Raw genomic sequence first — 22,430 nt, 5'->3', positions numbered from 1 at the left:
TGCGTCTGGTTGGGGTAGTTTATTCAATTGACGTGAGTTTGCAAGTAGCTTGCCGCTGGTCAAACCACGAAATGTGCCAAACTTCGGCGTACTATCGCAAATTTGAACAGATCTTACGACAAATTGATTACACCATGTACATCCCGCCATTAACATGCAGGGTTTCGCCGGTGATATAGGCTGCTTCATCAGAAGCCAAGAATACCACAGCTGCGGCAATTTCTTTTGGATCACCCAAACGGGCGGCAGGCACCTGACTCATGATGCCGGCACGTTGATCGTCATTCAGGGCACGGGTCATGTCGGTTTCGATGAAACCGGGAGCAACCGCGTTCACTGTGATACCACGGGATGCCACTTCCCGCGCCAACGATTTGGTAAAACCAACCAGACCGGCCTTGGCGGCAGCATAGTTGACCTGACCGGCATTGCCCATGGTTCCCACCACGGAGCCAATGCTGATGATGCGACCGTGACGTTTCTTCATCATGGCACGCAACACCGGTTTGCTCAGACGATAAAGCGAGGTCAGATTGGTATCGATGATCTCGTTCCACTCGTCATCTTTCATCCGCATCAACAGGTTGTCACGGGTGATCCCCGCGTTGTTGATCAGGATGTCGATGTCGCCAAAGCGCGCCTTGATGGCGGCGAAGACGGCTTCGATGGATTCCTGGCTGGTCACGTTTAGTGCAATGCCGCAACCATTCTCGCCCAGATAGGCGCTGATCGCCTCGGCACCGCTCTCGCTGGTCGCCGTACCGACCACTTTCGCGCCACGGGCCACGAATGTTTCGGCAATCGCACGGCCGATGCCACGACTGGCACCGGTCACCAACACAACCTTATCGGTAAAGCTCATCTCTTGCTCCTGTTTACTTGATCTGGGCCAGCGCCTGCTCGAAAGAGGCGGCATCGTTGGCGTGAACACCTTCCACCCGCTTGTCGATGCGCTTGGCGAGCCCGGACAACACTTTGCCCGGTCCCATCTCGATCTCGAGGGTAACGCCCTCATTGGCCATCCGCTCGACAGTCTCGGTCCAACGAACCGGGCTGAACAGCTGACGTACCAGCGCTTGCTTGATGGCGGCCGGATCCTGCTCACAGGATACGTCGACATTATTGATGACCGCGATGGTTGGAACCTTGATCTCGATCCCGTCCAGCGCAGCTGCCAGTTTTTCTGCGGCAGGTTTCATCAGCGCGCAGTGAGACGGCACGGAGACCGGCAGCGGCAGCGTACGCTTGGCGCCCGACTCTTTCATCAGCACGTTGGCGCGCTCAACGGCCTCTTTGTGACCGGCGATAACCACCTGGCCCGGGGAGTTGAAGTTGACCGGAGAGACCACCTGCCCTTGTGCCGCTTTTTCGCAGTTGGCGGCGATGGATTCGTTATCCAGACCGATGATAGCAGCCATGGCGCCGGTGCCTTCAGGTACCGCTTCCTGCATGGCCAGACCACGCAACTCGACCAGTTTGACCGCATCGGCAAAATCGAGTGCGCCGCTGCAAACCAGCGCCGAGTACTCACCCAGGCTGTGACCCGCCATCATGGCAGGCGTTGCCCCACCCTGCTGTTGCCACAGGCGCCAGAGGGCGACAGAGGCTGTCAGCAGCGCAGGCTGGGTACGCCAGGTTTTGTTCAGATCTTCAACCGGACCATCCATCACCAGGGCAAACAGGTCATAACCCAGCACCTGACTCGCCTCGGCGAAGGTCTCCTTGATCACGGCATGTTGTTCGGCCAGCTCGGCCAGCATGCCAACGGACTGGGAACCTTGTCCCGGGAAGGCAATGGCAAATTGGGTCATCATTGATTCCTTTTAGATAAGACAAAAATGAAATCGGTGACGGGATGATGGAGACACCATCCCGCCGAAGATCAGAGGCGAACCAGCGCCGAGCCCCAGGCAAAACCGCCGCCAAAGGCTTCCAGCAGTACCAGCTGACCCGGTTTGATCCGGCCATCCCGCACCCCTTCATCGAAGGCGACAGGGACGGACGCAGCAGAGGTGTTGCCGTGCTTGTCGAGGGTCAGCACCACTTTATCGAGACTCATACCGAGCTTCTTGGCTGTGGCGCTGATGATGCGGAAGTTGGCTTGATGCGGCACCAGCCAGTCCAGCTCGCTCGGCTCGATGCCAGCAGCGGCCAACGTTTCGGTTACGATCTCGCTCAGACGGGTGACAGCGACCTTGAAGACATCGTTGCCCTTCATATACATGTAGGCTTCGAGCTCGGCACCCGGCATGCCGCGACGGGGATGAGGCAGCTTGAGCAGTTCGCCATAACGGCCATCGGCATGAAGATGGGTAGAGAGGATACCAGGCGTCTCGCTGGCACCGACAATCACAGCCCCCGCTCCATCACCAAACAGGATGATGGTGCCGCGATCTTGTGGATCGCACATGCGGGAGAGTACATCGGCCCCGACGACCAGCACATGGCGGGCAGCGCCGGATTTGACGAACTGATCGGCAATGGAGAGCGCATAAGTGAAGCCTGCGCAGGCAGCTGCCACGTCAAAGGCAGGGATGCCCGGTACGCCGAGCAGCCCCTGCAGCTCGCAGGCGGCAGCCGGGAAGGCATTTTCAGCACTGGTAGTGGCCAGCACTATCATATCGAGATCGGCAGCGGTCAAGCCGGCTGCATCCAGGGCGCGCAGGGCGGCCTGGTAAGAGAGGGTGGCAACGGTCTCGTCAGCCCCGGCAATACGGCGCTCACGGATACCGGTGCGTTCCACGATCCACTCATCACTGGTCTCAACCATCTGCTCGAGATCGGCGTTGGTACGCACTGAACTCGGCAGGTAGCTGCCAGTACCCAGAATTTTGCTATGCATAGAGTTCTTATAGATCCCTGTCAGAGAAGACAGCTTCAAGGCGATCTGCTATTTGCAGTGGAAGTTGATGTTTGGCCTCTTGTGCGGCCAGCAGGATCGCATTACACAGAGCGCGCCGTTCGGCCCGCCCATGACTTTTTACCACAATGCCGCGCAATCCTAACAGACTTGCCCCGTTATACTGGTCGGGGTTCAGGTAAGAAAAACGCCGTTTGAACATAAATCCGGCGATCCGGCCAAGAAAAGTGCGTTTCTTGCGGGGATATCCGGCCAGCTGGGCCATCATCCGCACCACCCCTTCTGCCGTCTTGAGGGCGACATTGCCGACAAAACCGTCGCAGACGATCACGTCGCTGTCGCCGCTGAAGATGCGATCCCCTTCGACAAACCCGACATAATTGAGCGCGTGGCACTGACGCAACAATTCGGCGCTGTGGCGCACCAGATCGTTGCCCTTGATCTCCTCCTCGCCGATGTTGAGCAAGGCAACACGGGGGGATGCAATGCCTTCTACCTTTTCGGCCACGACAGAGCCCATCACGGCAAACTGCAACAAGGTATCGGCATCGCAACTGACGTTGGCGCCGAGATCCAGCATCACGGTACGTTTGCCGCTCAATGTCGGCAACGCCTTGATAAGGGCAGGTCTGTCTACCCCGGGCAGGGATTTGAGCACGCACTTGGCCATCGCCATCAGGGCACCGGTATTGCCGGCACTGACGCAGGCATCGGCCTCACCGGCTTTCACCAGATTGAGTACCACCCGCATGGAGGAGTCTTTTAGAGTACGCAGCGCCACGATCGGTTTATCGCCCATGCCAACTACCTGGGATGCATGTACGAAACGAACGCGGGGATGATTCAGCAAGCCATGTTGCTGCAGCAGAGAAGAGGTCTGGTGCTGGTCGCCAACCAGGATCAGTTTTAGCTGGGGTAAAAGAGACAGTGCCTGCACGGCGGCAGGCACTGTTTCCGAGGGGCCAATATCTCCCCCCATGATGTCTAGCGCGACAGTTTGCGTAGACAAAGGCAATCCTTAAGCGATTACCTTTTTACCGCGGTAGAAACCATCGGCAGTCACGTGGTGACGACGATGAATTTCGCCACTGGTCTGATCAACAGTCAGGGCAGCGGTGGTCAGCGCATCGTGGGAACGACGCATGCCACGCTTGGCACGGGTTTTACGGTTCTGTTGTACGGCCATTGTAGGCTAACTCCTAAATTCACTTACGTTTAAGCTCTTCAAGAACTGCAAAGGGATTCGGCCGCTCATCAGCAGGTTCGATTTCACCCCAGGTCATCTCCATGTTTCCTCTCGGGCATGCATCCAGAGAATGCATAGCGACTTGAGGCAACGAGAGGATGAGTTCATCCTCCAGGATTTGATGAAGATCTATCTCGCCGTTTTCGTCCAACTCAATGGGCTCATAAGCTTCCGGCAGTTCTTCCTCGTTTGTTCTTTCGAACAGCGGAGTGTAGATAAATTCAGCTTCACAGAGGTGTTCGAATGTCTCTCCGCAACGTTGGCAAACCAGGTCAACCTTGGCATGGGCAGTGCCTTTCATAACGGTCAACTTCTGGACATCTTTGCCAAAGTGCAGTGATACATCGATATCACTCTGCAAGCCAGCGGTTGATTCCTCCAGCCTGGGCATCTGCGACTTTTCCACTATCCCGATGTAATCGAGCAGCTTCAAGGCACTACGGACTGGATCAACCTTAACGGGCAACTTCACCTTTTGCATAGGGCGCGAATAATATAGGTCCAACAACTGATAGTCAAAGGAAAAAGTCCTTACCGCCGATGATTTTAACGTCACAAGTCCCTAGAATGCCGGTACTCGCTTTCATCGGTAACTCGATTATGCCACAGAATCTGATCCTCGCCTCAACTTCTCGCTATCGCAAAGCCCTGCTGGAGAAGCTCGGCCTCCCCTTTGAATGTGCCGCGCCCGATGTGGATGAACGCCCGCTGGCTGGCGAATCCGCCGAGGCGCTGGTGGCCAGACTGGCTCGTGCCAAGGCTGATGCTGTCGCCCAACATCGTGATCACGGCTTGATCATCGGATCTGATCAGGTATGTGTCTGCAATAATCACATCCTCGGCAAACCGGGCACCATCGACAATGCCATCGCCCAGCTGATGGAGGCTCAAGGTCGCAGCGTCACCTTTTACACCGGGCTGTGCGTACTTAACGCTGCAACCAATGAGATTCATCAATTGATTGAACCGTTTACGGTCCACTTTCGCGATCTCGATGAAGCCGCCATTCGCCGCTATGTAGAGGCAGAATTGCCCCTAGATTGTGCGGGCAGCTTCAAATGTGAAGGAATGGGGATCGTGCTGTTCAAGGGGCTGGAGGGGCGCGATCCTAACGCCTTGATCGGTCTGCCACTGATCGGCCTGATCGAGCTGCTGGAGCGCCACGGTATTGCCCTGCCCTGATTGCGGGTAAAAATAGATAAGCTAGATCGAGCATATAAAAAGCCCGGTTAATACACCGGGTTCTGTTCTCAAGCATATTGATGTCTCTTAAAAAGAGGCGTCTACAACAGCGCGCGAAGAGCCGTCATGGAGTCCACCACCGCCACAGGTCCGTGACGACTGAGGGCATCCCGACTATCTACACCCCAAGTAACGCCAATACGCGGCATGGCGATTGCTTCGGCCATCGCCATATCGTGAACAGAGTCGCCGATCATGACGGCCTGGCGGGGTGAAAGCTCCAACTCGTCCAGGATCTGCTCAAGCATCAGCGGATCAGGCTTGGATCGAGCCTCATCGGCCCCACGACTGGTCACAAACAACGGGCGCAGCCCGGTCTCATCCAATACCCGATCCAGCCCACGGCGCGATTTCCCGGTAGCAACGGCCAGTTGCAGCCCTCGTGACCGCCAGTCATGCAGCAACTCCCCTGCCCCGGTAAACAGCGGGCTGGGGGTGGCATCGTGCAGATAGTGATGACGATAGCGATCGATGATTGCGGCAATCTGGCGCTCACCGCTCGTGGCGCCACTGCATAAGGGGAACAGGCGGGACATGGCGACATCGAGGCTCAATCCGATGATCTGCCGGATCTGGGACGGTGCAGGTACTGCCAGCTCACAATCTCTGGCGGCCCCTTGCACACAGGCAACAATCCGGCCTACCGAATCCATCAGGGTGCCGTCCCAATCGAAAATGGCGAGCCGGATATCCTGCATCAGCGTGGCAAGCCGTTGAGGAAGTTGTCGAGCTCAGGTGCCAGCGGCGCTTCTACCTGCATTTCACGACCATCGGCCGGATGGGTGAAGCTGAGCTTCCAGGCATGCAAAAAGAGCCGTTTCAGACCTTGGCTGCGCATTTTCTCGTCAAACGCCGCTTCACCGTACTTATCGTCACAGGCGATCGGGTGACCGGCATGCAGGGTGTGCACGCGGATCTGGTGGGTACGGCCGGTGATGGGGCTGCACTCGACCAGAGTCGCTTCGGCAAATTGACGCACGATGCGGAACCGGGTTTCGGAGGGCTTGCCATCGGCACTGACCCGCACCACCCGTTCGCCAGACTGCAGGTCGTTTTTGCGCAGCGGCGCATTGACCACCTTGACGTGAGCCTGCCATTTGCCGCGAACCAGCGCCAGATACTGCTTGCGCATGGCCTTGACGCGCAACTGCTCATGCAGGCTGCGCAGGGCGCTGCGTTTTTTGGCAACCAGCAATACACCGGAGGTGTCGCGATCCAGTCGATGAACCAATTCGAGGAAGCGGGCTTCCGGCCGCAGTGCACGCAGCCCTTCAATCACACCAAAGCTCAGGCCGCTGCCACCGTGTACTGCCATGCCGGAGGGCTTGTTCAGCACGATCATGGCATCGTCTTCGAACAGGATCTGGCTCTCCAGACGCTGGATAACCCCGAGGTTTGCCGAAGGCAGCTCATTCTTCTCGGCAACGCGCACGGGGGGCACCCGCACCTCGTCACCTGCGCAGAGTTTGTACTCCGGTTTGATGCGCTTTTTGTTTACCCGCACTTCGCCTTTGCGAAGGATGCGATAGATCAGGCTCTTGGGGACGCCCTTTAGCTGAGTCTTGAGAAAATTGTCGATGCGCTGCCCGTCATGCTCAGCTTCGATGGTGAGCAGCTGCACTTGTTGTTGTATCTGTGTCATGGCGCGGATTTTAACACTGCCAGCGCCCCTTGGCTGCATGGTTTGTTGAAAAATGGCGCCTTGCTATAAAAGAGGTTTAAATGGGATAATAAACAAGGTTTTGTCATTGTGTTCAAGCCTTGTACTAAGTGGCCAAAAAGTATGCCACCCAATCCCGAAACACCGTGTATACAAGAACATGACGGTTCCCGGGTGCGAGGTACAACGCATGGAGAACACAAACATCACCGTTTATTTGTCTCCATTTCGGCATCCTTATTCATTCCTTCTCGAGAAGTGATGACCAGAACGCCCTTAGTTTGCGCCTCATGCATACCCCAACCGGGAGGTTGCCCCAGTATGCTGAAGACCCGAGGCCGGCGCTGGCAGGACCCAGATGGAGGAAATCAAAATGACACAATAATGAGAACTCAATGAAAAGAATGCTTATCAACGCAACTCAAGAAGAGGAGTTGCGCGTAGCGCTGGTTGACGGACAACAGCTCTACGATTTGGATATTGAAAGTCCGGGACACGAGCAGAAGAAAGCGAACATTTACAAGGGTAAGATCACCCGCGTAGAACCCAGCCTTGAAGCTGCTTTTGTCGACTACGGCGCCGAGCGCCACGGTTTCCTGCCGTTGAAGGAGATCGCCCGCAATTACTTCCCCTCCGGTTACTCCTATCAGGGTCGTCCCAACATCAAAGAAGTGGTCCGCGAAGGTCAGGAAGTTATCGTCCAGATCGACAAGGAAGAGCGTGGCACCAAGGGTGCAGCCCTCACCACCTTTATCAGCCTGGCAGGTAGCTACCTGGTACTGATGCCCAACAACCCCCGTGCCGGTGGTATCTCCCGCCGCATCGAGGGTGATGAGCGGACTGAACTGAAAGAAGCCCTGAGTGGATTGACCGTGCCGGAAGGCATGGGCTTGATCGTGCGCACCGCCGGTGTGGGCAAGTCTCCGGAAGAGCTGGAGTGGGACCTGAACGTTCTGCTCAACCACTGGGACTCCATCCACAAGGCCTCCCAGGAGCGCGCTGCGCCGGTGCTGATCCACCAGGAAAGCAACGTCATCGTGCGTGCCATCCGTGACTATCTGCGTCGCGATGTGGGCGAGATCCTGATCGACAATCCGGTGATTTTCGAACGCGCCAAGGCCCATATCGAGCTGGTACGTCCCGATTTCCTCAACCGTGTGAAGCTGTACAAGGGTGAAGTTGCCCTGTTCAACCACTTCCAGATTGAGAGCCAGATTGAATCAGCCTTCCAGCGTGAAGTGCGCCTCCCCTCCGGCGGCAGCATCGTTATCGATCCGACCGAAGCACTGACCTCCATCGATATCAACTCCTCCCGCGCCACCAAGGGCGGCGATATCGAAGAGACGGCGCTGCAAACCAACCTGGAAGCGGCCGACGAAATTGCCCGTCAATTGCGTCTGCGCGACTTAGGGGGTCTGATCGTTATCGACTTCATCGACATGACCCCGGTTCGCCATCAGCGCGAAGTGGAAAACCGTCTGCGTGAAGCAGTTCATCAGGATCGTGCCCGCATCCAGCTGGGGCGGATCTCCCGTTTCGGTCTGCTGGAGATGTCTCGCCAGCGTCTGCGCCCCTCCCTCAACGAGTCCAGCAGCCATATCTGCCCCCGTTGCCAGGGTCAAGGCGTGATCCGTGACAACGAATCCCTCGCCCTGTCCATCCTGCGTCTCATCGAAGAAGAGGCCATGAAGGACAACACCGAGCAGGTTCACGGCCAGGTGCCGGTGGATGTTGCCGCCTATCTGCTTAACGAGAAGCGTGCCGCCATCGCCAGTCTGGAGCAGCGCAATGATGTGCGTGTTTACATCATTCCGAACCAGCATCTGGAAACCCCGCACTACGAAGTAACCCGCATTCGTCAGAACGAGATCCCGGAAGCGGCCAGCTACGAGCTGAAAACCGAGATTGCCAAGCCGGTCTACCAACCGAAGCAAGCTCAGGTGATCGAGCGTGAGCAACCGCTGCTGCAAGGCTTTGCCCAGCCGGCACAACCGGCCCCTGTTGCACCGCAACAGCCGGCGACTCCCGTTGCTGCGGCCCCTGCCGAAGTCGGCTTCTTCAGCAAGCTGATCAAAGGCATTACCGGCCTGTTCAGCAGCGATGCAGCCCCTGCCGACGTGAAAGCGCCCGCCGAGAAACCAGCAGCTCGTGAAGCACGCAAGGATGAAGGTCAACGTCACCAGCGCGAAGAAGGCCGTGGCCGTGGTCAGCGTCCTCGTCGTGATGACAATCGTGGCAACCGCAACAATGCGGAAGCTGGCGAGAAGCGTGAAGGTGGCAACCGCGAAGCCGGTGAAAACCGCAATCGCCGTCCCCGCAAAGAGCGCGAGCCTCGTCAGGAGCGTGAAGCTCGTGGCGAAGTGCGCAGCGAACAGCGCATGGAACGTGAACCCCGTCAGGAGCGCGAGCCTCGCGAACCGCGCCAGGAACGTGCACCACGTCCGGCCCGTGAACCTCGTGCGCCCCGTGAGCCGCGCGCCGAAGTCGTTGTTGAAGCGGTAGATACCGTCGATGCAACTTCCGCCCAGCCACGTCAGGAAAAAGAGCAGAAAGTGGCCGAGCGCCGCGAACGTCGCCAACTGCGCAAGCAGATCCGCGTCGATGTCGCCGCTGCTGACACCCCTGCCCTGCCGGTGGACGAAGTACCAACGCAAGCTGAAGTGATCGATGCTAGCGTGGGTAACGAGCAGGAAGAGCAGAGTGAAGGCCAGCGCCGTTCACGCCGTACTCCGCGCAGCCAGCGCATCGAAGGCCAACGTCGCAAGCGTATTAATGAAGAAGCACGTAGCCAGCGTGATGAAGAGCAACAAGCCGAGCCTACTCTGACTACCGCCGCCCAGGCCGATATCGCCAAAGCGCAGGTTGAAGAGCCGGTAGTGCCTGTTGTCACCATCCCGAGCGCTGAAGCCGTAGCCGCTGCCCTGCAAGCCTCTGCGGCACTGACCGAGCATGTGGTTGTCGAAGCCGTTGCTGAAGAAGCTGCCGAGCAGGCTGCTGCCCAGGTCGAAGCAACTCAAGCCGATGTGATCGCGAGCCCGGTTGTTGACGCTGTCGCTGAGGTCGTGGTGCCTGCAGAGCCGGAAGTTGCAGTTGTCGCCGCTCCGGCTATCGACGTGGCGGCTGCTGAAGTCGTTGAAACTGCTCCGGTTGTTGAAGAAACCCCTGCTGTCAGCAATCCTGTCGTGGAAGCTGTACCGGCTGCAGTCGAAATGCCAGTTGCTGCCCCGGCACCTGTCGCTGCGGTTGTGGTGGAAGAGACTCCGGTCGTGACCAAACAGGTAGCTCACGGTGCTGGCCTGCTGGCTCGTGCCCGCAAAGCATCCGCCCCGATGGCAACCCCTGCCGAAGCTCCTGCCCTGCCTGCCCGTGAGCCGGTTAACTACCCGCCGCTGGTACGCAACGAGGTGAGCACATCAGGTCGTCATGGTGGTAGCACTGCCGCCGTCAACGTGGCCACCTGCCCGGCCGGTCGCCCCTAAGCAACCCTGGTTGACCTCCTAAACAAAAGCCACACCAACCGGTGTGGCTTTTTTATTTCTCTCTTCCCTATCCTCTTATAACTCCAACGAGCCCCTCGGCGAGACTCACGCCCTCCCTCTGTTATTTGTTTTTTGCTGTTCCCAGCTCCCACTCGTGGTTGCGCTTTGAATATCCCCGAGAGTGCCTATTCAAAGCGCTTATGTTCAGCATCATGCCAATTGATATTGTTAGTTCAGACTCTTGTTTGTTGGCATATGATTAAATTGTTCGGATAACCTTTTTAAGGATTAAATTCAATGAAGCCATTCATGAGGCAGACTTGGTGGTTAATGCTGTTTGGTATAATCATCCCGGGCACCATTTTCGGTGGTACAGTCGCCACCAAACCAATTAAGAGAGCAAGCCCCTATCACCCTGCTCTGCTGCGCTTTCGATGTTCCCACTTCCTGTTCTTACGATTAACTGGCTCGCAAGCGGATGATTAACCGTGAGAGGATACAGCAACGCAGCGAGTTGCGTCGTTTGTTTAAAGGGAGCCGTGGCTCGGCAGGCAGCCGAGTGCACACCGTTATAAGGTGTGCACAGTCTGAACGGCCGGATATTCCCAATCTGCTGGCCCGCGAATTTGATGTTCCACAACCTAACCATGTGTGGTGTGGCGATATCACTTACGTCTTGGCCAGTGGTCGTTGGCATTACCTGGCCGCGGTGCTTGACCTGCATACCCGCCGGGTCGTGGGCTGGGCGATGTATGACAAGCCTGATGCAGAGTTGGCCATCAAAGCACTAGAGATTGCCTATCAACGAGGTTATCCGTCAGGCGTGCTGTTTCACTCTGACCAGGGCAGACAATATTGTAGCCGGACATTTCGGCAACGACTGTGTCACTATCGCATGACCCAGAGCATGAGCCGCCGTGGTAACTGTTGGGATAACCCCTCGATGGAGCGATTGTTCAGAAGCCTGAAGTCAGTGTGGCTCCCAGTAACGGGATACCGCCAGCAAAAGCCGAGGTTTGGCCTAACCAAGTGTCCGGATTTAGTTGACCACTACAGCCGCCGATAGAGATTGAAAAGCTGTTTATTTTTCAGCAAAAGAGTGTTTAGAAAACCAGAGGTGATCCAATCGTAGATATGAAAAAAGGGCCCGCAGGCCCTTAGAAAAGTAACGATGTTATCCGCCAAACAGATGGTGGCTGACGATAAACAGGCCGCCGGAGAGCAGCATGGTCAGCGGCAGGGTCAGCACCCAGGCCATCAGGATGGTCTTGATGGTCTGGCTCTGCAGGCCGGATTTGTTGGACCATGGTACCCGCCACCGCAGAAGAGAGGATGTGGGTGGTGGACACCGGCATACCAGTCAGACTGGCGACCCCGATGGAGGTTGCAGCAGTGATCTGGGCCGCAATGCCCTGGCTGTAGGTCATGCCGGTGGTGCCGATCTTCTCGCCCACGGTATGGACGATACGACGCCAGCCCACCATGGTGCCACAACCGAGCGCCAGCGCGATGGAGACGATCACCCAGGTCGGTGCGTATTCAGCGGTCGCGGTCAGATCCTTGCGCCATTTGGCCAGATCGGTCAGCTCCTTGGCTGGCAGCGGCAGCTTAGCCGCTTTGCGGGCGGTGTCATCGATACAGAGCAGCAGACGACGCACTTCGCGGCGGTCAGTCAGGCTCATCTGATCATAAGTACGCACGGCCCCCAGACGGGCATCCAGGGTGGCCATCGCCTGCAGCACGCCATCTGCGGAGCAGTGGGTCATCAGCTCTTCCTGAGCCGTTGCCGGTGCAGAGAAGTTGATGACGTCCGAGAGGGCGGACTGGTTGCGCTGGTAGATCTCCATGATGCGCTGGTTGGCATCCTGGGTCCGGTCCAGATCATAGGCGCGGCTGTTCATGTCCAGTGCGAAATAGGCAGGCGCCATACAGATCAGCACCAGCATCACCAGACCGATACCCTTCTGGCCATCGTTGGAGCCGTGTACGAAGCTGACGCCCATGGCCGAGGCCACCAGGGTCAGACGCGCCCAGAATGGCGGGTGCTTCTTGCCATCCACCAGCTGACGCTCTTCCGGTGTTTTGTGGATCTTGTTGCTGGTCCAGATGCGTTTCATTGCCAGCAGCAGCAGTGCCGCGATGATGAAACCTATGGTGGGAGAGATGATGAGGGAAAGCATGATGTCGATCGCTTTGCCCACGTTGATCCCTTCTGTCACCGGTTTATGGGTGATCCAGGCATAGGCGCCGCCTACCCCCAGAATGGAACCGATCAAGGTATGTGAACTGGAGGCTGGGATCCCGAAGAACCAGGTGCCCAGGTTCCACACGATGGCGGAAAACAGCAAGGAGAAGACCATGATCAACCCTTGGGTAGAGTCCATCCCAAGCAGCAGGTCGATGGGCAGCAGATGGACAATGGCATAGGCCACACCCAGTCCACCAAACATGACGCCGAAAAAGTTGAAGATCCCCGATGCGACGACCGCCAGGTGAGCTGGCATCGCCTTGGTATAGATAACCGTTGCTACCGCGTTGGCGGTATCGTGAAAGCCGTTGATAAATTCATAGGCAAGCACAAAAAAAACGGCCAATACCAAACCGATTGACCACCACAAACCCAAACCACTAAACATTTCAAACATAAAAAAAAGCCTGTTTATGAGTTGCGGCGGATTATGCCAGATGGCGGCCAACACCATAGCCACCATTGAAATATTTCAGCCATAAAAAAAAAGAGCTTTTTGGAAAAAAATATCCTAGAGCCAGTCCTCATGCGGCTTGCCATCGATTAATTAAAGCCGCTAATGATTGCGGGAAAGGGCAAAAATAGCTGACAATTAAGCCAATAATTTCATTTTTATGACGTTTTTATGACAGAAAAACGGGCAAAAGTGGTGATAAAACGTCCCTGCCCAACCAATCTCATCCGACCAGCATCATCAATCCCATATCCGTTTGATTCCAGATGCAAAAAGGGAGCACCTTGTGCTCCCTTGAATCGTTGCCGTGTTGCCAGTTATCAGTCCTGATTGATGCGACTGGCAACGGCGCCCTGTTGGCTCTTGTACTTGGCATTTTCCCGCTTGTTGTAGGGGCGGGCCGCGACGCCGGAGAGCATCTCGAAGTTCAAGGCGCCGATCTTCATCTTCGGACGCAGCGCCAGCGGCAGTTTACCGCCGTTGTAGAACTCCAGCACGATGCGACCGGACCAACCCGGATCGATCCGGTGCGCCGTCACGTGCACCATCAAACCCAGCCGCGCCAATGAAGAGCGGCCATCCAGCCAGCCGACGATATCGGCAGGCAGGGTGACGGATTCATAGGTCACTGCCAGCGCCAGCTGACCCGGGTGAAGGTAGAAGGCTTCGCCATCGGGGATATGGATCTCGTCACTCATCACCCGATCGATGGCATCGGCCATCTCGCTGCTCGGGCCGCTCAGGTCGATATAGGGCGCGGTATGATCGCGAAACACCCGAAACTCGTTACCCAGCAGCACATCGACACTGACACCACTGATCCGCTCTACCCCGGGCCGTGGCTCAATGACGATCTTGCCTTCTTCCAGATGGCGTTCAATATCGGTATCACACAGACGCATTGGGCGACTCTCCTGACAAATTGTGCTTTTAAAAAAGCCGGGCATCACCCGGCTTGTTTCATCTTAACCAATCAACATGTGGCGAATACGCGCCTTGAGCATGTCGATGGCGATGCGGTTCTTGCCACCACGGGGCACGATTACATCGGCATACTGTTTGGACGGCTCGATAAACTGCAGGAACATCGGACGTACCGTCTTCTGATACTGCTTGAGCACGGAGTCCATGGTACGGCCACGCTCCTGCACATCACGCACCAGACGGCGAAGCAGGCAGATGTCGAGCGGGGTGTCCATGAAGATGGAGGCATCCATCAGATCCCGCAGACGGCTGTCGGTCAGCAGCAGGATCCCTTCCAGAATGATCACCCGGCGCGGCGCAAACGGGGTCACTTCGCTCATCCGGGTGTGTTCGGTGTAGGAGTACTGGGGAATGGCTACCGCGTCACCTTTGACCAGCTGGCTCAGGTGCTGTACCAGCAAGTCGTGATCCAAGGCATTGGGGTGGTCATAGTTGGTCTTGACCCGCTCTTCCATGGTCAGGTGGGTCTGATCACGGTAGTAGCAATCTTCCGTGATCACACCAATCTGACCTGCGCCCAGTTCGGCCACCAGCTCTTCATAAATGGTCTGGGCTATAAGACTTTTGCCAGACGCAGATGCGCCCGCAATACCGATGATCACACACGAATGTTGAGTATCAGACATGACAAATACCTAAAAGAGAAGAGCAGTGGGGATGGTTTAAACCGATCCATTATATAAAAAAGGGTGGGTCATGCCCACCCTCAATTCCCTTTCAAGTGACCGACCGCCGATTATTCATCCAGCGCCATGGCATAGAGGGGGGTCGCAATCGGTTTTGCGCTGAAAAAGAGTTCAGCCCCTACCCTGCGCGCCAGCTTCAAATAGGCCTGAGCCAAGCTCCCTTCCGGTGCGCCGAACACCGTCGGGCAGCCATCATCCATGTGCTGGCGGATGTCGATGTGTAGCGGCAACTGGCCAAGCAGCGCCACTTGATACTGCTCAGCCATCTTCTGGCCGCCACCGGTACCGAACAGTGGCTCATGGTGACCGCAGGCGCTGCAGACGTGGTAACTCATGTTCTCGATGATGCCAAGCACCGGCACATTGACCTTGTTGAACATGGCGATCCCCTTGCGGGCATCGGCCAGCGCCACATCCTGCGGGGTGGTGACGATCACTGCCGCCGAGGTGGGCACCTGCTGAGCCATGGTGAGCTGGATATCGCCAGTGCCCGGCGGCATGTCTACCACCAGATAATCTACCTCGCCCCAGCGGGTCTCATGGAGGATCTGCGCCAGCGCCTTGCTCGCCATCGGGCCGCGCCAGATGGTGGCATCCTGCTCGGAGACCAGATAGCCGATGCTGTTGCTCTTGAGGCCGCAGGCCATCACAGGCTCCATCAGCTTGCCGTCATGGCTGACCGGACGCTCCTTGAGGGTGCCCATCATGGTGGGAATGGAAGGGCCATAGATATCGGCATCGAGAATGGCGACCCGCGCCCCCTCTTTTTGCAGGGCCAGCGCCAGGTTGACCGCAGTGGTAGATTTGCCCACCCCCCCCTTGCCGGAGGCGACCACGATGATGTTGCGAATGCCCTGCACGGCATTGAGGCCCTGCGCCCGCGGCATGCTGGCGACGTCAATCTCCAGTGCCCAGTCGATACGGGCTGCACCGGTGGCACTACGCAGCCTGGCATCGTAGTTCTCTTTGAGCTGATCGAGCAGCGAGAGACCGGCAAACGGCAAGACCAGCCGGATAGTAAGCCCCTGACCCTGATTGATGATCTCGCGAACGAATCCGGCATCCACCAGATCCTTGTGCCAGCCAGCTGGCTTAAATTCGGCGAGGATCTGTTTTACTGAATCAATCACCATTAACTCCTCATTATCTTGTCATTATCTTGAGGTGAACGGTTACCGCACACAAATCAGTGGCTTGCCTGCCATCGTAACAGCAGGTGCTGCCAAGGTTGGCATAGCCACAACCCTAGGCAGGCTACCCCCAATTCGGGTAACATGCACGGCACTCTATCATCCCAACAAGCACATCAAGAACGTAATATGGCAACTGATCCTCGTAAAATGCTGGTAACCTGCGCCCTCCCCTATGCCAATGGCTCCATCCATCTTGGCCACATGCTGGAACATATCCAGGCCGATATCTGGGTTCGTTATCAGCGAATGCGCGGTCATCAGGTGCACTTCATCTGTGCCGATGATGCCCACGGCACCCCGATCATGCTCAAGGCACAGCAGATGGGGATCACCCCGGAAGAGATGATTGCCGCTGTCTCCAAGGAGCACCAGGCCGACTTCGCCGGGTTCAACATCAGCTTTGACAACTATCACTCCACCCACAGCGACGAAAACCGCGAGCTGGCGGAGTTGATATATGGCCGCCTGAAAAATGGTGGCTTTATCAAGAGCCGCACCATCTCCCAGCTGTTCGATCCGGAAAAATCCATGTTCCTGCCGGACCGTTTCGTCAAGGGGACGTGCCCCAAGTGCAAATCTCCGGAGCAGTATGGCGACAACTGCGACAGCTGCGGCGCCACCTACAGCCCGACTGAGCTGATCGATCCGAAATCTGCTGTCTCCGGCGCGACTCCGGTAATGAAGGACTCCGAGCACTTCTTCTTCGACCTGCCGCAGTTTGAAAAATGGCTCTCTGAGTGGGTGCGCGGCTCCGGCGCCATTCAGGAAGAGATGGCTAACAAGATGCAGGAGTGGTTCGAAAGCGGTTTGCAGCAGTGGGACATCACCCGTGATGCCCCCTACTTCGGGTTCGAAATTCCCGGCGCGCCGGGCAAGTACTTCTACGTCTGGCTGGATGCCCCCATCGGTTACATGGCTTCCTTCAAGAACCTGTGCAACAAGCGTGGCGATATCGACTTTGACAGCTACTGGAAAGCGGACTCCGACGCCGAGCTCTACCACTTCATCGGCAAGGACATCGCCTACTTCCACTGCCTGTTCTGGCCGTCCATGCTGGAAGGTGCCAACTTCCGCAAGCCGACCAAGGTCAACGTGCACGGCTATGTGACCGTCAACGGCGCCAAGATGTCCAAGTCCAAGGGCACCTTTATCAAGGCATCTACCTACCTGAACCACCTGGATCCGGAGTGCCTGCGTTACTACTACGCCGCCAAACTCAACAGCCGCATCGACGATCTGGACCTGAACCTCGAAGATTTCGTGCAGCGCGTCAACGCTGACGTGGTCAACAAGCTGGTCAACCTCGCCTCCCGCAACGCCGGTTTTATTGCCAAGCGTTTTGGCGGCAAGCTGGCTGCCACCTGCGCCGAACCCGAACTCTACGCCGAATTCGCCAACGCCCGTACCGCTATTGCGGAAGCCTATGAGAGCCGCGAGTTCAGCCGCGCCATCCGCGAAATCATGGCGCTGGCCGACAAGGCCAACCGCTACGTGGACGACAAGGCGCCCTGGGTCATCGCCAAGCAGGAAGGCGCTGATGCCGAGCTGCAGGCGGTCTGCTCCGTCGGCATCAACCTGTTCCGCGTGCTGATGGCCTACCTCAAGCCCGTCATGCCGCTGCTGGCCGAGCGTGCCGAAGCCTTCCTGGCCGAAACCCTCAGCTGGGATGGCATCGAGATGCCGCTGGTCGATCATACCGTTGCACCGTTCAAGGCCCTCTTCTCCCGCATTGAGCCGGCCAAAATTGAAGCCATGATCGAGGCATCCAAGGAAGATTTGGCCAAGGAGCAGGCACCGAAAGTGACCGGCCCGCTGGCTGATGACCCCATCAGCGAAACCATCACCTATGACGACTTCGCCAAGATTGACCTGCGCGTCGCGCTGATCAAGAAGGCCGAAGCGGTACCGGAAGCCGAGAAGCTGCTCAAGCTGCAACTGGATATCGGCGGTGAAACCCGTCAGGTATTTGCCGGTATCAAGTCCGCCTACAACCCGGAAGATCTGGAAGGCAAGCTGACCGTGATGGTGGCCAACCTAGCGCCGCGCAAAATGCGTTTCGGCATGTCCGAAGGCATGGTGCTGGCCGCAGGCCCGGGCGGCAAGGATCTCTGGATCCTGGAGCCGCAGGAAGGCGCCCAGCCGGGTATGCGCGTCAAGTAAGCACATCGCTGACTGCGACCACAGCCAGATAGAGAAGAGAGGCCAAACGGCCTCTCTTTTTTGTCTCACCTGTTTGGCCTGGATAGCTTTTGTAGATGCTGGTCGCGGATGACTTTCGTAGATTGCGGCCTCGAGGCTATCCACCGCTTGACTTGGTGGACGATACATTTTGTTCTGAATACCTGACCAGCCGACTTGGCATGTCATTCATGTTGTGGCCTGCCAGCATCGCCAGTTTGAGCGCCACCAGCTCCGCCTGCTGGCAGTCCAGTTGACGCAAACGGGTGGTGATCTTCCCCTTCAACTGCTGCCGCAGTTTCGTCTGCTTACGGGTGTTCCCCTGCTCTGCTCGCAACCTCCGCCGCCATTGACGCCAATCCTGCAACTGGCCGAGTCGCTCCTGCCAGTGAGTCAGGGTGCTCAACCAGCAGGGATCCCCACTCCCCAGCTCCAACAACAGTTCTACGCCATAACGGGCCTGCTTGATCTCGAGGCGCAGCCGATGCCAGCGGCGCAACTGTTGCTGACGGGAGCTGGCAGACTTCCCAACGCAGGGAATAGGTTCATCGAGAGCGCTCTGCGCCTCATCAAGGCGCAGGGCCAGATGCTGCTGATAGAGGAACGCCAATGCCCGCGCATCCTGCACCTGTGCCACCGCCGCAAGCCAGCGGGCCAGTCGCCGCGACAACAGGGGCACGCGACAGGCAGATTTGTGAGTATTGCCCGTGCTGGCAGGCGGCTTGCCAAAACGCTCGGCGTAGACCTGAGCATCCCGCAGCGCCGAAAGCCGCCCGACCGAGCGCAGCAGACGCTGCTCCAGCTCGGGATGATAGGTGAGTGGCCGCCACAGGGCGAGCAGCGCCAGCAAGCGGCGCGCCGCGATACGGTAGCCATGCACGGCCGGTTCGCTGGCCTCTTCGCGCACCGCTCGCGCCGCCCCCTGATAACGGGCGACCCAGCTTGTTGCCTGAGTCAGCAACAGACTTTCCTTGTCAGCGTCCATCTCGTCCCCGCCCCTTCAGTTGGTGTGAAAGCCCTGGCCGGTGGGCGGCAGCGCCTCTTCATACTCCATCCGGGTCACCCGGGCGGTGCGCGGGCCATGCTCCAGCCACCCCAACATCATCTGCACCCCCTGTGCGGGGCCACTGATGAGGATCTCCACCGAGCCATCCTCCAGGTTGTAGGCATGGCCCCGCAAACCCAGTTGCAGCGCCCGCTCGCGGGTGAAATAGCGAAATCCCACCCCCTGCACCTGCCCCCACACCCGAATGACAAACGATTGCTCTCCCATTTCTCACACCTTCCGCTTAAGAAAAAAATTCCCGAGACGATAATGTGCCCGACACTCTATCTCTGCAGGATGCAGCTCCATTATGAAAGAAGTTAAATTCCGGTGGGTTGACCGCTATCTCATTCACCTCACCATCAGTGAAAAATTCCATATCGCGTTCTGGTTACCTCTCTTCATCATCGCCTTTCTCAGCTGGTATATGCTGGCGGCCAGCCATCAGCAGGAGATCTCCCTGCGGGTAGCGCAGTTGCAGCAACGGGTCGAGACCACGGCGCAGCTGGTCAGCCAGCAGCCAACTCTGGTGTTGCCTGCTGATCTGCGTCTGACCCGGCAAGGCAGCAGCGGGTTGCAGCAGCAAGGAGATCACTACCTCTTTAGCGCGCCAGCGGGTCAGGCAGGCTACGTCACCGGTGATCTCGACACCGGCAACCTCTCCATGTGGGAGGGTCAGGGCTCGACCCTGCTCCTGATCGGCGCGCTGGCCGCCCTGATGGCGCTGGTGATCCACTACATGATGACCTTTGTCTCCGGTGCGCTCTACTCCACCAACAAGGCGCTGCAAACCGTGGCGGACGGGGATCTCACCTTCCGACTCAACTTCTTCCCGGTGCGGGACGAGTTCTCCACCCTGGCGGGCAGCATCGACCGCTTTACCGACCGCCAGCACCAGATCGTCAAACTGGTGGAGGAGTCTGCCGAAGCGCTGACCATGGCCGCCGACGAGTTTCGTGACCATGCCCGCGAAGGCGAGACCATGGCGCGTTCCCAGCGCCAGCACATGGATTCGCTGGCCACCGCCATGGAGCAGATGTCGGCGGCGATCCGCGAAGTGGCGCGCAATGCCAACGACACCCTGCAGCAGACCCGCCAGTCGAGCGAAGAGGCAGCCAATGGCGCCAACCGGGTAGCCCGCACCATCGAAGCGATCCGCACCCTGGCAGACGAAATTGGCAACGCCTCCGGCGCAGTCGAGCGCCTGACCCACAACGCCAACCGGATCAACGAGGTGGTCAACGTCATCAACGCCATCTCCCAGCAGACCAACTTGTTGGCCCTCAACGCCGCCATCGAAGCGGCCCGTGCCGGTGAGCAGGGTCGCGGCTTTGCGGTGGTAGCTGATGAGGTGCGTACCCTCGCCAGCCGTACCCAGCAGGCGACGGTGGAGATCCAGCAGATGATCGAAGAGCTGCAGACCGGTACTGGAGCGCTGAACGAGATCATGGAGAAAACCGTGGGGCGTGCCGCCAGCAGCCAGCAGCTCATCAGCGAGGTGGGGCTCGATATCGAGAAGCTGAGCAACCACAGCGATGCGGTACTGGAGATGAGTACCCAGATCGCCACCTCCAGCGAAGAGCAGAGCTCGGTCGCCGCCGAGATCACCCACAATCTGGATCAGGTACGCCATGAAGCGGCGCAGGTGGAGGAGTCTGCCAGCGCCTCGGTGGCTGGCACGCAAGGGCTCAAAGCCACCGCCAGCGAACTGACCCAGGCACTCAAGGGGATTAAGCTCTGACCATATGATGTGTCAGATCAGGGCAACCCCATCCATTACACAGGGTTGTTTGAGTTTTACCTGCGGGCCACATAGAATGTGGCCCCTTTTCTTTCTACCATCGGCAAACATCCATGAGCGCTTCCATCTATCTCGTCAAAGGCCGCGAAAAATCCCTGCTGCGTCGCCACCCCTGGATCTTCTCCAAGGGGATTGAGCGAGTTCAGGGCAACCCCATTGACGGCGATACCGTCGAGATCTATGCCAACGATGGCAAGTGGCTCGCCCGTGGCGCTTGGTCAGGCAGCTCCCAGATCCGAGCCCGAGTCTGGACCTTCGACAAGGATGAGACCGTCGATCTCGACTTCTTTATCCGTCGCCTCAAATATGCTCAAGAGTCTCGCGATCCGCTGATCAAGCGTCAGGGTCTCACCGGCTATCGCCTCTGCGCCGCCGAATCCGACGGCCTGCCGGGTCTAACCATCGACCGTTATGCCGATTTTCTGGTGTGCCAGATCCTCTCTGCCGGTGCCGAGTTCCAGCGTGAGCTGATCACCCAAGCACTGCGTACCCTCTACCCCGAGTGCAGCATCTATGAGCGCTCCGACGTGGCGGTACGCAAGAAGGAAGGGCTGAAAGAGCGCACCGGCGTCATTTATGGCGAGACCCCGAACGAACCGGTGGTCATCGAAGAGAATGGTGGCGTCAAGATCCTGGTAGACATTCGTAACGGCCATAAAACCGGCTTCTATCTGGATCAGCGGGATAACCGTCAGGCTGCTGCCAAGTACACCGAAGGCAAGCGTGTGCTCAACTGCTTCTGCTACACCGGCGGTTTTGGCGTTTATGCTCTCAAGGGCGGCGCCAAGGAAGTGGTCAACGTCGATCTCTCCCAGAATGCGCTTGATATCGCCCGCCAGAATGCCGAGCTGAACGGGCTGGATACCAGCAACACCCAGTTTGTCCGTCACGACGTGTTCAAGCTGCTGCGTGAATACCGCGAGAAGGGCGAGAAGTTCGATGTCATCGTGCTGGATCCGCCCAAGTTTGCCGAGAGCAAGGCCCAGCTGCTGGGTGCCTGCCGAGGCTACAAGGACATAAATATGCTGGCGTTCCAGCTGCTGGCGCCGGGTGGCGTGCTCTTGACCTACTCCTGCTCCGGCCTGATGGAGCAGAGTCTGTTCCAGAAGATCGTTGCCGATGCGGCGCTCGATGCCGGTCGCGATGCCCAGATCCTGGAGCTGCTCTCCCAGGCTTCCGATCACCCTATCGGTACCGCCTATCCGGAAGGCTTCTACCTCAAGGGTCTGGTGGTACGCGCCCGCTGATCGGCAACCACCCTCTCCTTGTGATCAATCAGGCCCCTTGCGGGCCTGATTGTTTTGCATCGCGCCGTATAAACCTGAGCCTGACGTCATCCCGATGACAACCCTCT

General features: G+C 57.8%; 19 protein-coding genes and 1 pseudogene. 6 read left to right on the top strand and 14 right to left on the bottom strand.

The annotated features are described in order from the left end of the window. Window positions 1-127 precede the first annotated feature (127 nt). The 6 genes from fabG to yceD form a co-directional block, all read right to left on the bottom strand. Window positions 128-862: a 3-oxoacyl-ACP reductase FabG gene (gene fabG / locus ACTG2S_RS11850; protein WP_274161448.1), complete on the bottom strand. Its 735-nt coding sequence runs from the start codon at window positions 860-862 to the stop codon at window positions 128-130. Window positions 863-875: 13 nt separating this feature from the next. Next, window positions 876-1,811, bottom strand: a complete 936-nt coding sequence (fabD, locus tag ACTG2S_RS11845; RefSeq protein WP_274161469.1) for an ACP S-malonyltransferase — start codon at window positions 1,809-1,811, stop codon at window positions 876-878. 71 nt (window positions 1,812-1,882) lie between these two features. Beyond that, window positions 1,883-2,842, bottom strand: a complete 960-nt coding sequence (locus tag ACTG2S_RS11840; RefSeq protein WP_040065495.1) for a beta-ketoacyl-ACP synthase III — start codon at window positions 2,840-2,842, stop codon at window positions 1,883-1,885. Window positions 2,843-2,849: 7 nt separating this feature from the next. Further along, on the bottom strand, window positions 2,850-3,869 hold the full coding sequence (gene plsX, locus ACTG2S_RS11835) for a phosphate acyltransferase PlsX (protein WP_005351844.1): 1,020 nt from the start codon (window positions 3,867-3,869) through the stop codon (window positions 2,850-2,852). 9 nt (window positions 3,870-3,878) lie between these two features. Further along, window positions 3,879-4,046 carry a 50S ribosomal protein L32 gene (rpmF, locus tag ACTG2S_RS11830; RefSeq protein WP_005300935.1) on the bottom strand — a complete coding sequence of 56 codons (168 nt, stop codon included), beginning with the start codon at window positions 4,044-4,046 and terminating at the stop codon, window positions 3,879-3,881. 19 nt (window positions 4,047-4,065) lie between these two features. Beyond that, complete coding sequence (yceD, locus tag ACTG2S_RS11825) at window positions 4,066-4,587, bottom strand: 23S rRNA accumulation protein YceD (protein WP_013723766.1); 522 nt, start codon at window positions 4,585-4,587, stop codon at window positions 4,066-4,068. Between the two features lie 119 nt (window positions 4,588-4,706). Between yceD and ACTG2S_RS11820 the strand changes: the two genes are divergently transcribed. After that, window positions 4,707-5,288: a Maf family protein gene (locus ACTG2S_RS11820; protein ID WP_257686922.1), complete on the top strand. Its 582-nt coding sequence runs from the start codon at window positions 4,707-4,709 to the stop codon at window positions 5,286-5,288. A 101-nt stretch (window positions 5,289-5,389) separates the two neighbouring features. On the opposite strand, the gene ACTG2S_RS11815 is transcribed toward ACTG2S_RS11820, so the two are convergent. Together ACTG2S_RS11815 and rluC are read right to left on the bottom strand one after the other, a co-directional pair. Further along, a complete protein-coding gene (locus ACTG2S_RS11815; RefSeq protein WP_257686921.1) occupies window positions 5,390-6,046 on the bottom strand; it encodes an HAD-IA family hydrolase in 657 nt (218 codons plus the stop codon). After that, complete coding sequence (rluC, locus tag ACTG2S_RS11810; protein WP_274161447.1) at window positions 6,046-6,990, bottom strand: 23S rRNA pseudouridine(955/2504/2580) synthase RluC; 945 nt, start codon at window positions 6,988-6,990, stop codon at window positions 6,046-6,048. The genes ACTG2S_RS11815 and rluC overlap by 1 nt, the downstream gene beginning before the upstream one ends. A gap of 413 nt (window positions 6,991-7,403) precedes the next feature. On the opposite strand from rluC, the gene rne reads away from it, so the two are divergent. Next, window positions 7,404-10,487, top strand: coding sequence for a ribonuclease E (gene rne / locus ACTG2S_RS11805; RefSeq protein ID WP_167572737.1), 3,084 nt, complete (start codon window positions 7,404-7,406; stop codon window positions 10,485-10,487). Between the two features lie 385 nt (window positions 10,488-10,872). Beyond that, a pseudogene (locus ACTG2S_RS11800) lies at window positions 10,873-11,484 on the top strand (IS3 family transposase); the annotation flags it as partial. 160 nt (window positions 11,485-11,644) lie between these two features. Here ACTG2S_RS11800 and ACTG2S_RS11795 read toward each other — a convergent pair. From ACTG2S_RS11795 to apbC, 4 genes are all read right to left on the bottom strand, one after another. Beyond that, window positions 11,645-13,066 carry an inorganic phosphate transporter gene (locus ACTG2S_RS11795; protein ID WP_439982553.1) on the bottom strand — a complete coding sequence of 474 codons (1,422 nt, stop codon included), beginning with the start codon at window positions 13,064-13,066 and terminating at the stop codon, window positions 11,645-11,647. 443 nt (window positions 13,067-13,509) lie between these two features. Beyond that, a complete protein-coding gene (dcd, locus tag ACTG2S_RS11790) occupies window positions 13,510-14,091 on the bottom strand; it encodes a dCTP deaminase (RefSeq protein WP_274161445.1) in 582 nt (193 codons plus the stop codon). Window positions 14,092-14,154: 63 nt separating this feature from the next. After that, the gene (gene udk / locus ACTG2S_RS11785; protein ID WP_005345570.1) at window positions 14,155-14,799 is read right to left on the bottom strand and encodes a uridine kinase; all 645 of its coding nucleotides are present in this window, start codon (window positions 14,797-14,799) and stop codon (window positions 14,155-14,157) included. A 110-nt stretch (window positions 14,800-14,909) separates the two neighbouring features. Beyond that, a complete protein-coding gene (gene apbC / locus ACTG2S_RS11780) occupies window positions 14,910-15,992 on the bottom strand; it encodes an iron-sulfur cluster carrier protein ApbC (RefSeq protein WP_005345574.1) in 1,083 nt (360 codons plus the stop codon). Window positions 15,993-16,178: 186 nt separating this feature from the next. Between apbC and metG the strand changes: the two genes are divergently transcribed. Next, on the top strand, window positions 16,179-18,212 hold the full coding sequence (gene metG, locus ACTG2S_RS11775; protein ID WP_026034905.1) for a methionine--tRNA ligase: 2,034 nt from the start codon (window positions 16,179-16,181) through the stop codon (window positions 18,210-18,212). Window positions 18,213-18,348: 136 nt separating this feature from the next. On the opposite strand, the gene ACTG2S_RS11770 is transcribed toward metG, so the two are convergent. Continuing rightward, the gene (locus ACTG2S_RS11770) at window positions 18,349-19,215 is read right to left on the bottom strand and encodes a CHAD domain-containing protein (RefSeq protein WP_439982551.1); all 867 of its coding nucleotides are present in this window, start codon (window positions 19,213-19,215) and stop codon (window positions 18,349-18,351) included. A gap of 15 nt (window positions 19,216-19,230) precedes the next feature. Then, on the bottom strand, window positions 19,231-19,503 hold the full coding sequence (locus ACTG2S_RS11765; RefSeq protein WP_005345583.1) for an acylphosphatase: 273 nt from the start codon (window positions 19,501-19,503) through the stop codon (window positions 19,231-19,233). Window positions 19,504-19,585: 82 nt separating this feature from the next. Here ACTG2S_RS11765 and ACTG2S_RS11760 point away from each other — a divergent pair, with 82 nt between their 5' ends. Together ACTG2S_RS11760 and ACTG2S_RS11755 are read left to right on the top strand one after the other, a co-directional pair. After that, on the top strand, window positions 19,586-21,016 hold the full coding sequence (locus tag ACTG2S_RS11760) for a methyl-accepting chemotaxis protein (RefSeq protein ID WP_042080795.1): 1,431 nt from the start codon (window positions 19,586-19,588) through the stop codon (window positions 21,014-21,016). A gap of 113 nt (window positions 21,017-21,129) precedes the next feature. Beyond that, entirely contained in the window at window positions 21,130-22,323 is a 1,194-nt protein-coding gene (locus ACTG2S_RS11755; RefSeq protein ID WP_005336736.1) for a class I SAM-dependent methyltransferase, read from the top strand. The last annotated feature ends 107 nt before the right edge of the window (window positions 22,324-22,430 follow it).

Source organism: Aeromonas sp. 82P, from assembly GCF_051919365.1.
Lineage (GTDB): Bacteria > Pseudomonadota > Gammaproteobacteria > Enterobacterales > Aeromonadaceae > Aeromonas > Aeromonas veronii.
This window is presented reverse-complemented; position numbering and strand designations above follow the sequence as displayed.